Annotated in this window: 11 protein-coding genes; 4 read left to right on the top strand and 7 right to left on the bottom strand. The window is 49.4% G+C overall.

Annotated elements, in window-relative coordinates:
- Nucleotides 1-7 precede the first annotated feature (7 nt).
- The 7 genes from LG219_RS03210 to ppsA form a co-directional block, all read right to left on the bottom strand.
- A complete protein-coding gene (locus LG219_RS03210; protein WP_182075037.1) occupies nucleotides 8-937 on the bottom strand; it encodes a branched-chain amino acid ABC transporter permease in 930 nt (309 codons plus the stop codon).
- Between the two features lie 379 nt (nucleotides 938-1,316).
- Nucleotides 1,317-2,519 carry an aspartate aminotransferase family protein gene (locus tag LG219_RS03215; RefSeq protein WP_226763095.1) on the bottom strand — a complete coding sequence of 401 codons (1,203 nt, stop codon included), beginning with the start codon at nucleotides 2,517-2,519 and terminating at the stop codon, nucleotides 1,317-1,319.
- 154 nt (nucleotides 2,520-2,673) lie between these two features.
- Entirely contained in the window at nucleotides 2,674-3,636 is a 963-nt protein-coding gene (locus tag LG219_RS03220) for a DUF4434 domain-containing protein (RefSeq protein ID WP_226763096.1), read from the bottom strand.
- Entirely contained in the window at nucleotides 3,633-6,053 is a 2,421-nt protein-coding gene (locus tag LG219_RS03225; RefSeq protein ID WP_226763097.1) for an NfrA family protein, read from the bottom strand. Before LG219_RS03225 ends, LG219_RS03220 begins: the two co-directional genes overlap by 4 nt.
- 40 nt (nucleotides 6,054-6,093) lie before the next feature.
- A complete protein-coding gene (locus tag LG219_RS03230; protein WP_226763098.1) occupies nucleotides 6,094-7,557 on the bottom strand; it encodes a glycosyl transferase family protein in 1,464 nt (487 codons plus the stop codon).
- The gene (gene wecB, locus LG219_RS03235) at nucleotides 7,554-8,714 is read right to left on the bottom strand and encodes a non-hydrolyzing UDP-N-acetylglucosamine 2-epimerase (RefSeq protein WP_226763099.1); all 1,161 of its coding nucleotides are present in this window, start codon (nucleotides 8,712-8,714) and stop codon (nucleotides 7,554-7,556) included. Before wecB ends, LG219_RS03230 begins: the two co-directional genes overlap by 4 nt.
- Before the next feature lie 161 nt (nucleotides 8,715-8,875).
- Nucleotides 8,876-11,248 carry a phosphoenolpyruvate synthase gene (ppsA, locus tag LG219_RS03240; protein WP_226763100.1) on the bottom strand — a complete coding sequence of 791 codons (2,373 nt, stop codon included), beginning with the start codon at nucleotides 11,246-11,248 and terminating at the stop codon, nucleotides 8,876-8,878.
- Nucleotides 11,249-11,391: 143 nt separating this feature from the next.
- Here ppsA and ppsR point away from each other — a divergent pair, with 143 nt between their 5' ends.
- The 4 genes from ppsR (at nucleotide 11,392) to minE (ending at nucleotide 14,177) form a co-directional block, all read left to right on the top strand.
- Nucleotides 11,392-12,210, top strand: a complete 819-nt coding sequence (ppsR, locus tag LG219_RS03245) for a posphoenolpyruvate synthetase regulatory kinase/phosphorylase PpsR (RefSeq protein ID WP_182075044.1) — start codon at nucleotides 11,392-11,394, stop codon at nucleotides 12,208-12,210.
- 147 nt (nucleotides 12,211-12,357) lie between these two features.
- Nucleotides 12,358-13,074 carry a septum site-determining protein MinC gene (gene minC / locus LG219_RS03250; RefSeq protein ID WP_226763101.1) on the top strand — a complete coding sequence of 239 codons (717 nt, stop codon included), beginning with the start codon at nucleotides 12,358-12,360 and terminating at the stop codon, nucleotides 13,072-13,074.
- Nucleotides 13,075-13,100: 26 nt separating this feature from the next.
- Nucleotides 13,101-13,910: a septum site-determining protein MinD gene (gene minD / locus LG219_RS03255; RefSeq protein WP_226763102.1), complete on the top strand. Its 810-nt coding sequence runs from the start codon at nucleotides 13,101-13,103 to the stop codon at nucleotides 13,908-13,910.
- A gap of 3 nt (nucleotides 13,911-13,913) precedes the next feature.
- Nucleotides 13,914-14,177: a cell division topological specificity factor MinE gene (minE, locus tag LG219_RS03260; RefSeq protein WP_226763103.1), complete on the top strand. Its 264-nt coding sequence runs from the start codon at nucleotides 13,914-13,916 to the stop codon at nucleotides 14,175-14,177.
- The last annotated feature ends 63 nt before the right edge of the window (nucleotides 14,178-14,240 follow it).

The raw sequence follows: 14,240 nt of genomic DNA on the forward strand, positions 1-14,240 counted from the left end.
CCTCGGCTTAAGCACGTTCTGCAACGCGTTCACCCATCAAACCCGAAGGACGGAACACCAAGACGAGAATCAACACCACAAAAGCTAAAATATCTTTGTAATTACTGCCGAGCACGCCGCCAGTTAAATCGCCCAGATAACCAGCACCCAAGCTTTCAATCACACCCAGCAATAAGCCACCCAATACCGCGCCGCCCAAATTACCAATCCCACCGAGCACTGCCGCGGTAAAGGCTTTCAAGCCGATCATAAAGCCCATATACGCATGCGCTTGATCATAATTGGCCGCAACCATCACGCCCGCCATTGCGCCCAAAGCCGAACCAATTACGAATGTCATTGAAATAATATGATTGACATTCACCCCCATTAATTTGGCTACTTCGGGGTTTTGTGCTGTGGCACGCATCGCGCGGCCCATTTTGGTTTTTTCAATCAGAAAATACATGCCCGCCATCAGCAGCAACGTCAAAACCACAATCGCCACTTGCACTTGCGTAATCGAAGCGCCACCAATGCTATACACCTCGGTTGGCAAAATCGCAGGGAACGGCCGGTAATTACGGCCCCAAATCAGCATCGCCAATTGTTGCAACACAATCGACACACCAATCGCAGTAATCAACGGCGCCAGACGGGGGGCACGGCGTAAAGGCCGATAGGCTACTTTTTCAATGGTATAACCGAGCACCATCGACACCGGTATCGCCATGAGTAAGCCCACCAACAACAGGGCAGGCCCAGATAAATTAAAATGATGACCCAATAAGAAATTGATGCAGGTGATCGTGACCATTGCGCCGATCATCACCACTTCACCATGCGCGAAATTAATCAACTGCATGATGCCGTACACCATGGTGTACCCCAAAGCGATCAGCGCATAAATGCTGCCGATCACCAACCCATTAATAATTTGTTGGAGAAAAATATCCACTGCAGACCCGTCCCTAAAAAGACTATTCGTACAACGAAACCATTGTTTCGCCGTTTTATTTATCCATGCTACGTATCAGTAACTACCAAATTCTACCGTAACAGTTTAGATAACGTGAAAATTACCTGTTTGTGGTGATGCGGAATACTGCGGTTTTCCCTAGCTCGCCACACTTACAAATTATTACATATTCGTTATTAATGACGTCATCATCTCAATAGGATATGCATTCACAACGTCTAAGGGGTATATTCATCTAGCCCAATACTCATATGATCTACAGCGACATACATCGTCAATAGCCCCAGCACCAATCACAATCAATCCGCATAAAAAAACCGCCCATCGGGCGGTTGCGTATTGATCTAGCGATGGCGTGCTATGCAACAAACTGTGCAATCGCCATTTCAAGTCGAGACAAGCCGGTTGCAATCTCTTCATCACTCACCACCAATGAAGGCGCAAAGCGAATCACATTCGGCCCTGCCATTAACACCATCACGCCATGTTGCGCAGCGATATTCAAAATCTCTTTCGCCCGATCTTGATAGGCGGCAGATAAAACCGCGCCAATTAATAAGCCAAGACCACGCACTTGACTAAACACGGGGTACTTCGCATTGATCGCGTGAATGCCGTCAACAAACTGTGCGTGCTTGGTTTTAACGCCAGCGAGGACTTCAGGCGTGTTAATTACATCAATCACCGCGCCTGCAACAGCACAAGCCAATGGATTACCACCATAAGTGGTGCCGTGTGTGCCGGCAACGAGGTATTTGGCAATCTCGGCCGTAGTCAGCATTGCACCAATTGGAAAGCCGCCACCTAAGCTTTTCGCGCTACTCAAAATATCGGGCACGACGCCGTATTCTTGATACGCAAACAAACTCCCCGAACGCCCCATTCCTGACTGCACTTCATCAAAAATCAAATACGCGTTGTGCTGAGTACATAAATCACGCACGCCTTGCAAAAAGGCCGCATCGGCAGGCACCACACCGCCCTCGCCTTGAATTGGCTCTAAAATCACGCAAGCGGTATCGTCGTCAATCAAGGCTTTGAATGCTTCTAAATTATTGTATTCAAAGTATTCAATGCCAGCAGGCTTAGGGCCAAAACCGTCCGAATATTTAGGCTGACCGCCAACACACACGGTAAAAAAGGTTCGGCCGTGAAAGCTGCTGAGCGCCGAAATCACTTTATGTTTTTGCTCACCAAATTGCTCAATTGCGGCGCGGCGCGCTAATTTAAGCGCCGCCTCATTGGCCTCGGCACCCGAATTGCAAAAAAACACTTTATCGGCAAATGTGGCATCGACTAATTTTTGCGCCAATGCCAGCGCCGGCTCATTGGTAAACACGTTCGAGACATGCCACAGTTGATTGGCCTGCTTGGTTAAAGCACCAACTAATGCCGGGTGACAATGGCCCAAAGAGTTCACGGCAATACCACCAGCAAAGTCGATGTATTCTTTACCCGATTGATCCCAAACACGGCTGGCCTCGCCACGAACAGGTATAAATGCAGCAGGCGCATAATTGGGCACCATGTACTGATCAAATGCAGCGCGGGTCAAAGCCATAGCAGTCTTCCTCTAAAAATCAAATCAACGATGGCTCGATAATAAACTAAGACGATGGCAGCAGCCTATTCGGGGTAAACACTTAATCAGAAATACTGTGTTTTTATCTGAGTACAATCACACTGAATGCGTCATTCATCAATGGCCTCGCGTTTTAATCACGATGGTAGGGTCCGTGCAATGGCTCACTTTTGCACCCCGTATTCGGGATGCCAAACAATGACTCGCTCAATTGATTCAACGAAAAATACACCGCCGGAGAGGCCCCCGTTGCCGCACACCAAACGACTTTTCTTTTTTGAATTTCAGACAAGAGCGCAGGACAAAAACGCTGCGCTTTAGGGCTATTTTTCTCGGTAAACACTTCTAAAATACCGCTCCACTGTTGCCGTGGCAGCGCAGCATTCACCGCCTTTAAATAAGCCGCAGTCGCCGGTTGCGGTTTACGCAATACGCCTTGCCCCCCTTGCACCATCCATTGAATCCCGGTTTGCTGCTGCAATGAGCGCAGCATTGCAGCGTATTCTTTTGGCGTGCTAAATCCGCCAAAAAAAGAACTCGCATACACCGGCAAATCGGGACGCAAAACCTTTAAATCACGCGAAATGGCTTGATAATGCCGTACCAACATCGCTTGTCTTTCGGGTGTTCGCCAATTTAAATCATCAATTTCTTCGGGCAAATACCAGCCAACGATTGTCACCTTCGATTGCGTAATGATTTTTTTGGCCTCAGCAAGGCTAAATTCACGCAAAACCGACAAATAAGCATCTAACTCATTGTCGGGTAAGTGAAGCGCTTTAAAAAAACCAGGGTCGGAGTATAAGCCCATGATGTAGCTGCGACGCCCATCTCGTAGCAAGCGATTTTGCAACCAGCCCGAGCCATCACTAGGCCAAAACTCAGCCTGACCATTACGACTCCATTGCAAAAGCACAATCCCAAAACCCTGCGCATCCAACTGCCGATTAATTCGGCGGGCATTGGCCGGCGTGACTTCGGACTGACTTTGCCAAGGTTGCAAAATAATGGTTTTAAGCTGCGGTTCTTGGCAAACGCTCGCCAATAGCCCTGTTGAGCTCAAGACAAAAACTAATCCAGCGACTGACCATTTCAATGTGAGATGCTCCAATGAAATAAAACAGAAAAACGGTCATCGCTATTGCCACCAATAGCCTGCCGAACCTCAAGTGCAATTCTTTGCTGTAAATCAGGGGCTCGCCATGGATCTCCCCCCAACCAACTCACCAAAGCCAAGCCAACGCCGATATCGAATCGACTCACCGTCGCATGCTGCTCATTATCAGTATTCATCGCGACCATACTATTGATGTAGGGCATTAAAGTTGTTTTCCCTGCATCGGCCAATCGATAATGCTCACCCACCTCGGCCAAAGCGGTCAAATAATAGCTATTGGCACGAATCAACCCGGCCGCATCACCATACACTGTCACAGAAGTCCATTGTGACTTGGCCGGTTGCCAATCGGTATTGATCGAGTGCGAACCCGACAATCGCAACATCACATCTTGGGTATAAGGCGCGCCCTGCCGGTAAATCCACTCCGCCGAGCCCATTAAAACATAGTCGGTTAATAAACGCTGCCGAACGCCAACGCCAAAATTAGCATGGTGATTTAGCAAGCGGACCGATTGATCTTGCAAACTGGCATCAGTACGGGCAAACACGGTCGTTGGTCTGGCTATATCCAACAAGGGATCCAGTTGATAGGCCACCTCTGCGTTTAATGCACCACCATATTGCGCAAATTGCACTGGGCTACTCAGTAGACGAGCATCAGGCCCCTGATTTAACCGAACCTGACTACTCAACGACCAATGCCATCGGTCTTCTAAGGTTTGCACATTGCGTTGCCAGCCAAACAGCTGCGTTTGCATCGCCGCCGCATCCAAGCCCCAACGAGTTTGAATCTCGGCCTGATGATCAATACTTAGGCGTAAATCGGCAATGGCCAATTCAGTTTTCCCCAAAGCCATTTCAAGCTGCGCAATTTCTGGGTTTAATTCTTTCCGGTTAGCATCCTGCGCTAAAGCCGCACGAAACAAGCCCAAAGCTTGCTCAACTTTGCCTTGACCTTTCAACCAAAAACCATATTCGGCCAAAATCTGCGGGTTGTTCGGCGCCAGTTGGGCCGCTTGCGCCAATGCCGCACCTTGTTGTTCATGGCGCTGCAATTGCTGCAAAAACCCAGCATATTCATACCACAACAAACCACTAGAATTTGCGGCTAAGGCTTGCTGATAAGCCGTATCCGCCGCTGCGCTATCACCATCTTGCTTGGCTTTGCGTGCCGCTTGTAACGCCAACTCGCCAGCCGGAAAATAATCAGGATAATGCGCCGCAACATCCGCACTGACCGCCAAATCAAGATGCTGCAAAGCCAGCTTGGCCAAAGCGCGCGCTTGTGTTTCATCCATTTCCAACTGCAGCCTTTGGTCTAAGCGCTGCATGCCACGCTCGGTTTCCCCCATCGCCAATAACGCTTCGCCTTCACCTTGCAAGGCTTGAACGGAAGCGTGTCCTTTACGCTGACTCAACTGATTGGCCGCGGCAAAATAAGCCGCAGCGCGTTGGTAATTTTCTCGGCTGCAATAAGCCGCCGCCATTTGGCTGCGCTCGGTCGTTTGACTGGGCAAGTCAGACACCGGCGTCACTTTCACTAACAAAGGACAGTTTTTCCCTTGCAAGAGGTTGCTCACCAGCTCACCCAGCGCGGGGGTCCATAAATTCGCTTGCCTTAACTGGGCAAGCTTACGCTGGAGTTCCACGTATTGATGCGTGGCAATTAAAGCCGAAAATTCAGCACTGATTTGCGCTTCGCGCTGCGCGGCAGGTAATTCTGCGTAAGGAAAAAGCACTACCGCTTGCAATGCACTCGACGGGGTCGGTAGATCGCGCTGAACGACGTGCGGCGATTTTTTAGGCTTGATCGTTGCAGCGATCGACGACATTGCCGAAGGTAATAATTTGGCGGAGAAAGTCGGATTAGACTTGGCCGACTGCAGCACTGCTTCCACCTGAGCCAACAAGGCATGGGGCAAAACAATTCGATATTGCGCGATTTGGGCCAAAGTCTTTTGAATTTGCGTCACGCTACCTTGTCGTATCGCGGCATTCATCCAAACATCCGCCACTTTAGTGCGCGCCAAAGGCGTTAAGCCCGAACGCGTTAAGGCTTCAGGTGCAAGCTGCAAGACACGGGCATCATCGTGACTTAAATAAGCGCTCCACGCTTGCAATAAGTAGCCCATGCCATCATTGGGCGCGCGGTGCAGCCAATCTTTCCCCAAACGACTCAAGCACTGCGCATCTTGTTGCCGCGAACACACCTCGGCCAATGCCAACGTCGCCTTCCTTTGGCGAGGATCAATGTTATAAGCCTCTTCAAGCCATTGCCGAGCACCCGCGTAATCACCTTTATCTAAGCGCTGATAGGCTTTTTCCATGCGCGGATACGTTCTAAACTCACGCCACTCATCCCCCAGCCAACTGGCCTTTACGGGCGAACTCAAACCCAATGCCACGCATACAAAGGACACATAGTTGATTGGTTTATTTTTTCTCATCCGGTTCTCCCGCGTGCAAATCAGGAAAGTCATGGCTGGTTTTATCCCACTGCACCGCTCGGCCCGTTTTATTACTATTTCTTACCTGAGAAAACGCCCGAAAAAATGCGAAAATATTAATCACATTACCGACAATCATTCGCGGCACCGATTGCAATCCCTGCCAAAAACCAAAATAACGCCGAGTAAAAATAAACCGTTGCATTACGCGATTTAACATAAACGCAAAATTAATCGCCACCAAAACCCACAGACTACTATTGGCCCCAATCAGCTCAGGAAAAGTCCACCACTCGGGATTGACTACATGGTGTAGCCATGCTTGCAAAACCGTCAGCACAATCACATAGCCCATGAGTAAAGAAGGAAAAGCGACCACGCTTTTTCGATCTCGCGCCAACATATATTTCATTAGGGGTTTACCGCTCCAGCCTAAGTTTTTTGTGCCTTGGAAGACAATACCCACAATCCATCTGGATTTTTGCCGCACCGCCGGCCAAAAGTGATTTGGAAAAAATTCTTGCACACAAATCATATCGTGCACACCACGACGACCAAACCACGCAGGCGCTTCGCCTTTAAATTGGACGTGATAATGCAGCATCATTTCCCGCGCACCCACTTCATGCAATCGAAAACCGATCTCATAATCTTCGGTTAACGTGCCGGTATCAAACACCACCCCGCCATTGATTTCGGACAGCAAACCCAAGGCTTTACGGCTAAATGCAGTCCCCACGCCCGCGCTAGGCACTTGCCCTGTGAGCAGCTCACGAACCCAGATATCTTTGCCGTGGCATTCAGCAAATTCATCCACATAATGATTGCCAACGACGTTTTGCCAAGGGCGCGCCAATGGCATTACCGGCAACTGAACCAAGTCAAATTGAGGTACTAAACGATTAAACGCGCGCAATTCCAAGGGGTGAATCATGTCTTCGGCATCGTGATAGGCCAAGCACGTGAAGTGAATTCCTTCTCGCTGTTCCATTGCGGCAATAAAAGCAACCACATGATTTAAGCAATCGGCCTTGGTCGTGGGCCCTGGATCGCGAGTAACGACTTTATGCACATTGGGGTATTTTTTGGCGACTCGATCCACCTCGGCCTGCGTCTCTGGATCATTGGGATAGGTGCCAACAAAAATATGATAATTGTCGTAGTCAAACGTACTCGCCGCATAATCGGCCATCCGCTGTATCACCGGCGCTTCATGCCAAGCTGGAATCATAATGGCAATGGCTTGCTGCTCATCTTGATACAAATCGTCGGCAAACTCAGGGAGGTATTGACTTCTACGCCATGATTTTCTTTGCTTAAAGCGCCATACCCAATAGCGACAATCAATAAAAAAATCATCGAGCGAGCTCAAAAAAATCACCACAATCCCCAACTTCAACAGCAAGGAGATCAAAAACCAATACGCCGCCAACACATCAAGCCAACTCACTGCGCCACCTGCCAAGCACAAATTAAATCAACAATCCGCTTGGCCGCATGACCATCACCATACGGATTGCCGGCCTGAGCCATCGCCCGATACACCGCAGGATCGTCAAGCAACTGACTGACGGCCTGCACGATACGCTCGCCATCGGTACCGACAAGTTTGGCAGTGCCGGCAGCAACCGCTTCTGGGCGCTCGGTGGTTTCACGCATCACCAACACCGGCTTACCTAAAGTTGGCGCTTCTTCTTGAATGCCACCACTATCGGTGAGCACCAAAAAACAACGCTTTAATAAATACACAAAGGGTAAATAGGTCTGCGGCGCAATCAAGTGCACGTTGGTGCATGATTGCAGAATCTCATTCACCGGCGCTTGCACCTGTGGATTTAAATGCACTGGATACACGATTTGCACATCATCACGCATGGCTAACTGGCGCAATGCTTGGCAGATGTGTACAAAACCATCGCCAAAATTTTCGCGCCGATGGCCGGTGACTAAAATCAGTTTTTTGCTTGGGTCTAAAAAAGGAAACGCAGCGGCAAGCGACAAAGCCAAATCGGCATCAGTATCAATCTGCTGACTCACTTGCAACAAAGCATCGAGCACCGTATTGCCGGTCACAAACACCGACTCTGGCGCAACACCCGCTCGCAATAAATTATTGGCTGCCGTTGCTGTCGGCGCAAAATGCAGCGCGGCAAATAAACCCACCACCGAGCGATTGAGCTCTTCAGGCCACGGCGCATATAAATTACCCGTTCTCAGGCCTGCTTCAACATGGCCAACGGGAATATGCTGATAAAACGCGGCAAGACCCGCCGCCAATGTGGTCGTGGTATCGCCATGCACCAACACTAAATCCGGCTGATAAGCCACCAACACATCGCGCACGGCCTGCAAGGCCCGCGCGGTTAAGTCGGTCAAATTTTGCCCGGGCTGCATTAAGTTCAAATCATAATCGGCCTCCAGGCCAAACAAACGCATGACTTGGTCGAGCATTTCACGATGCTGTGCGGTCACACACACTCGGCATTCAATCTCGACGTTAGCCTGCAAAGCCAAAACCAGCGGCGCCATTTTAATCGCCTCAGGCCGAGTGCCAAAAACACACAGCACTTTTTTCTGCGGTTTGGCTGGCGCAATCGATAAGCTCATACTTAAATCACTTCAATAAATTAAACTTATTTATTTTAGTTCAAGCAATGCTTGTAATTTAATTAAATTCACCAAAACAATTAACAATCTCCGCAAACCTTAAAACAAAAAAATACCGGCAGTCTATACCGGTATTTTTCTGCTGTAGAACTACAAAAACGCTAAGCTTTACCGCCATTAGCCAAGAAGAGCCAAGTTTCAATCACGGTGTCCGGATTAAGTGAAATCGTTTCAATCCCTTCTTCAACCAACCATTGGGCAAAGTCAGGATGATCTGACGGGCCTTGGCCACAAATCCCAACGTATTTACCCAATTTACGGCAAGCTTTAATCGACATCGACAACATCGCTTTCACCGCCTCATTGCGCTCGTCAAAGCTAGTTGAAACTGGGCCACCTGAATCGCGATCAATCCCTAAGGTCAATTGCGTCATATCGTTAGAACCAATCGAGAAGCCATCAAAGTACTGCAAAAATTGCTCAGCTAAGACGGCATTGGCCGGAATTTCACACATCATAATCACGCGTAAACCGTTTTCGCCGCGTTTCAAACCATTGCGTTCCAGCAACTCAATCACACACTCGGCTTCGTTTAGCGTGCGCACGAATGGAATCATCACTTCAACATTGGTCAGCCCCATCACATCGCGGACTTTTTTCACCGCGCGGCATTCCAATTCAAAACAATCACGGAACGATTTATCGACATAACGGGCTGCACCGCGAAAGCCAATCATTGGATTTTCTTCGTGTGGCTCATACTCAGTACCGCCGAGCAAATTGGCATATTCATTTGATTTAAAATCAGACAAGCGCACAATGACTTTTTTCGGATAAAACGCCGCACCTAAAGTTGCAATCCCTTCAGCAATCTTATCGATATAAAAATCAATCGCCGAGCGATAGCCTGCGATGCGCTCTTCAACCTGTGATTTCAGCGGTTCGGCCAAATTAGGGTAAGCCAGCAACGCTTTGGGATGAATCCCGATCATGCGATTAATAATGAATTCCAAACGCGCTAAACCCACACCTTCATTTGGCAGCTGGCAAAAATCAAATGCCAGCTCAGGATTACCCACATTCATCATGATTTTAACCGGCGCTTCAGGCAAGCTTTGTAGCGCCACGTCTAGTCGTTCAAACTTCAATAAGCCTTCATACACAAAACCGGCATCGCCTTCCGAGCAAGAGACGGTCACTTCATCGCCTTCTTTAAGCATGTGCGTGGCGTCACCACAACCCACCACCGCCGGAATACCCAACTCACGCGCAATAATGGCCGCGTGGCAAGTGCGGCCACCCCGGTTGGTCACAATCGCCGCCGCCCGCTTCATCACCGGCTCCCAATCCGGATCGGTCATATCCGACACCAACACGTCGCCAGCCTGCACCCGATCCATCTCGGACACATCGCGAATAATCCGCACTTTGCCTTGGCCGATTTTTTGACCAATAGCCCGACCCTCGGTCATGATGCGGCTGGTTTCTAGCATCCGAAACTTGGTGAGCTTATCTGAGCTCGACTCTTGAGATTTAACGGTCTCTGGACGTGCTTGCAAGATATACAGCTGGCCATCAATTCCATCACGGCCCCATTCCACATCCATTGGCCGACCGTAATGCTGCTCGATTATCACTGCGTAACGCGCTAATTCTTCCACTTCGGCATCGGTAATTGAGAATTGATGGCGCAGCTCTTTAGATACCGGCACAGTGCGCACGGACTTGCCCGCCACCGATTCGGTATCAAATTCCATTTTGAGTGCCTTGCCGCCCAAATGACGGCGCACAATCGCCGGGCGACCAGCCGCTAAGGTCGGTTTATGCACAAAAAACTCATCGGGATTAACTGCGCCTTGCACCACGGTTTCACCCAAACCATACGACGCGGTAACAAACACCACTTGATCAAAACCCGATTCGGTATCAATGGTAAACAGCACCCCTGCCGCGCCTTTATCCGAGCGCACCATGCGCTGAATACCCGCCGATAGCGCCACAATTTTGTGATCAAAGCCTTTATGCACCCGATACGCAATCGCTCTATCGTTATATAAAGAAGCAAACACATGCTTCATCGCATCCACTACATTTTGGTAGCCGACGATATTTAAAAAGGTTTCTTGCTGACCGGCAAAAGACGCATCCGGTAAATCTTCGGCCGTGGCCGACGAGCGCACTGCGACGGTGACATTGTCACCCAAACGCGCGTAATGCTCGGCCATTTCAGCTTCAAGTTGGGCTGGCAACGGGGTCGCCATAATCCACTCCCGGATTTGCTTACCCACCACGGCCAATTGCTTGACATCATCCACGTCTAGCGTACTGAGGATTTCATCAATCTGTTCAGCCAAACCGTTTTGCGCCAGAAAGACCCGATAAGCTTCGGCTGAGGTGGCAAACCCGCCGGGAACGCGTACGCCTTTTTCGCTAAGCTGCGAAATCATTTCGCCCAACGAGGCGTTTTTCCCACCCACTTTTTCTACGTCATTCATGCGTAGCTGAGCAAAATCGAGTACGTATTTTTCAGTCATCTGGCGTGGCCCTTAACAATTAAAGAATGCTGCATTGCAAAAATCCCCTCAAGTTTAGCTTTTTAGTCGCGAAAGCCAAGTCAGGAAATACCTTTACTGGTTTTCCTGATGATTGCACGTTATCCTGCTGCAAAGGGGGGTATATGCGCCGAACAGCTTTTTTTGTCTCTGATCGAACAGGGATTACTGCCGAAATTTTAGGGCATTCATTGCTATCACAGTTTGAAGATGTTGACTTCAACCGAATCACCTTGCCATTTGTTGACACCATGGCCAAAGCCGAGCAAGTGGCCTTGGACATCCGCCGCCACGCGGTAGTTGATGGCTGTCGACCTTTGGTTTTTAGCACCATTGTCGACCCGATCTTACGCGAAAAAATCCACGTCGAAGACGCTTTAACCGTTGATTTTTTAGAACAATTTATCGGCCCACTCGAAGAAGAGCTGGGTATTGAATCCACCCACACCATCGGCCGCTCGCATTCAATCGGCAATTTTGAAGAGTATAAAAATCGAATAGACGCGGTTAATTTTTCAATTAATCACGATGACGGCATCATGCCGCGCGACTTAGCCGAAGCCGATTTAATTTTGGTTGGCGTCTCTCGCTCTGGCAAAACCCCCACTTGCCTATATCTGGCCTTACAGTTCGGCATCAAGGCGGCCAACTATCCACTCACACCAGAAGACTTCGGCCAACACACTTTGCCGCGCCTTTTGTTGCCATATCGACACAAATTATTCGGCCTTACAATTGAGCCAGAACGCTTACAACAGATTCGCGAAGAAAGAAAACCCGATAGTCGTTACTGTTCAATTGAAACTTGTCAGTTTGAAGTCGCCGAAGCCGAAGCACTCTTGCGTCACGTGGGCGTTCCCTATCTCAATACCACGCGCATGTCGATTGAAGAGCTGTCAACCACCATCATGCACCGCACGGGCATCAAGCGTCGAACCTTCTAAAACCACATCAATGCACCTCAGATTCAGCTTAAAATCAGCTTTTTTCCTGAATTTGCGGTGCATTGATTACAGAAGTCGCAAACTGAGCTTCCTTGTGTTGCACTGAAACGGTAAACTGCGATCTTTCGCTGTTGTGACCCTAGCACCATGACCAGTTTTGCTTACGCCGATGATCCGGCGCCTGTCTTTGAGTTTAAAAGCACCACCACCAAACTCACCGCGTTTGTGCCCAGCACGCTCGAGCCAGAAAAATTAATTCTCGCCCTCCAAGAGCAGCTCGGTGACGGCGAACATTTTCTATCCAACGAGCAAATCGCCGTTGACTTTAGTCAGCTCAAATCGATTCCATCGGCAATAGAGATCGCGGCATTGGTCAATGTGTTACGCCAATTCCAGCTCAAGCCGATTGCAGCCCAAGGCGGCTCAATCGATCAACAAGTCGCCGCCCAAGAAGCCGGGCTGGTCGTACTGCAAGACAGCAGCATCACGCACACGACGCCCGTTGTTGAGCCCATCGCAACACCATCAGCAATGATTATTCATCGCCCGGTCAGAACCGGACAACAGGTGTACGCCAAAGGCTGCGACTTAATCGTATTGGCCTTGGTGTCTCACGGCGCGGAGGTCATTGCTGATGGCAATATCCATGTTTACGCGCCACTGCGTGGCCGCGCTTTAGCTGGTGCGCGAGGCGACACGCAGGCGAGAATTTTCACCACCTGCATGGAAGCTGAATTGGTTTCTATTGCCGGTATTTATCGCTCACTGGACGCAGACCTGCCGGACGCCATTGCAGGCAAACCGAGCCAAATCTACCTCGATCAAGACAAGCTCTCGATCGAAGCACTCACTCAAACCAATTAAACTTATTTTATTTGCAGGGGATTTCCGTGGCAAAAATCGTAGTAATAACATCCGGCAAAGGTGGCGTTGGCAAAACAACAACCAGCGCTAGCTTCGCCTCGGGCCTCGCCTTACGTGGTTTTAAAACCGCTGTCATCGACTTTGATGTAGGCTTACGCAACCTAGACCTGATCATGGGTTGCGAGCGACGTGTGGTGTACGACTTTGTTAACGTTGTTCAAGGCGAAGCCAATCTGCGCCAAGCGCTGATTAAAGACAAAAACTGCGACAATCTGTATGTATTACCCGCTTCACAAACGCGTGACAAAGACGCGCTTTCCAAAGAAGGCGTCGAAAAGGTCCTCAAAGAACTCGAGCATGATGGTTTTGATTACATCATTTGCGATAGCCCCGCTGGCATCGAAACCGGCGCGTTTTTGGCCTTGTACTTTGCCGACGAAGCGATTGTGGTGACCAATCCAGAAGTATCCTCGGTGCGTGACTCGGATCGGATTATTGGTATTTTGGATGCCAAATCAAAGCGCGCTGAAGACGGCGGCTCAGTCAAAACGCATTTACTGATTACCCGCTACAGCCCCGCTCGCGTAGAAAGCGGCGAAATGCTGTCGCTGGACGACGTGCAGCATCTATTGCGCATTCCATTAATCGGCATCGTGCCAGAATCTGAAACCGTGTTACAAGCTTCCAACTCGGGCACGCCAGCGATTCACAACACCGGCTCGGATGTATCAGAAGCGTATAAAGACGTGGTGGCCCGCTTTCTGGGTGAAACCAAGCCGATGCGTTTTGTTGAAGTACCGAAGGCGCCGTTCTGGAAACGGTTGTTTGGGGGTTAATTGATGTCTATTTTGAGTTATTTTTTTGGCGAAAAGAAAAAAACCGCCAGCGTTGCCCGTGAACGTTTACAAATTATTCTGGCGCACGAGCGCAGCAGCACCAACAGTACGCCAGATTATTTGCCGCAATTGCAGCGCGAACTATTAGAAGTCATTTCTAAATACGTGGCGATCAATCCAGAAGACATTCAAATTCAACTCGAACGCAAAGATGATTTTGAAGTGCTTGAATTGAACATCGTATTGCCTGAGCACAAAGTAAAATAACGGCTTGGATCAAAACGCGGCGAGCAGTCCACGGCCAGCCCATACCAAGCCCAGCGTATTTTT

The organism is Deefgea salmonis (assembly GCF_020531905.1).
GTDB lineage: Bacteria > Pseudomonadota > Gammaproteobacteria > Burkholderiales > Chitinibacteraceae > Deefgea > Deefgea salmonis.